At 69.7% G+C, this 653-nt stretch carries 1 protein-coding gene; it reads right to left on the minus strand.

Going from position 1 to position 653, the window contains the following annotated elements; all coding sequences use genetic code 11:
* Positions 1–653 (minus strand): NAD-dependent epimerase/dehydratase family protein (locus HUK84_RS21725; RefSeq protein WP_176641985.1); only part of this gene is annotated, 653 nt, incomplete at both ends.

The following is a 653-nucleotide window of genomic DNA, read 5'->3' on the forward strand; positions in this document are numbered from 1 at the left end:
CGCCAGTTCGCGCCCCCACCGCGCGACGGCATCCGCCGCCGGCCAGGATTGCGCCGGCCCCAGCCCCAGCGCCCGGCCGATGGCTCCCACCAGCGCGCCGAAGGATTCCTCGCCGTTCTCGACATAATAGAAACTGCCGGCCGGCGCCCTTTCCAGCGCCAGCAGGTACAGGTCCGTCATGTCGGCGATATGCACGTTCGACCAGATATTCAGGCCCCGCCCGATATAGCGCGGAATGCCGCTTTCCCGCGCCTGGGCCACCAGCGGCGGAATCTGCACGCTTTGCGCCGGTGCGCCCAGCGTGTTGCCGTAGATCAGGCTGTTGCACAGCACGATCGTGCGGATTTCGGGCGCCGCATCCAGGATCAGCCTGTTCAGCGCCACCCGGTGTTCCTTGTCGGGCTCGGGCGTGACCGGCGTGTCCTCGGTAAAGATCCTGTCGGACGGCTCGCCCATCGCCTCGTCGCCCACCAGGCTGGTCCCGCTGGTATGGATGAAGGGCTTGCCGCCGCCCGAACCGGCCAACAGCGCCTCGACCGCGCCCTGGTGGTCGCTGTCGGCGGCATTGATGACGGCATCGGCGGCCCGCGCCTCGGCCGTCAGCAGCGCCGCGTCGTCCAGCGTGCCGATCACCGGGACGATCCCGTGGGCCC

Source organism: Nguyenibacter vanlangensis (assembly GCF_013376155.1).
Taxonomy (GTDB): Bacteria; Pseudomonadota; Alphaproteobacteria; order Acetobacterales; family Acetobacteraceae; genus Gluconacetobacter; species Gluconacetobacter vanlangensis.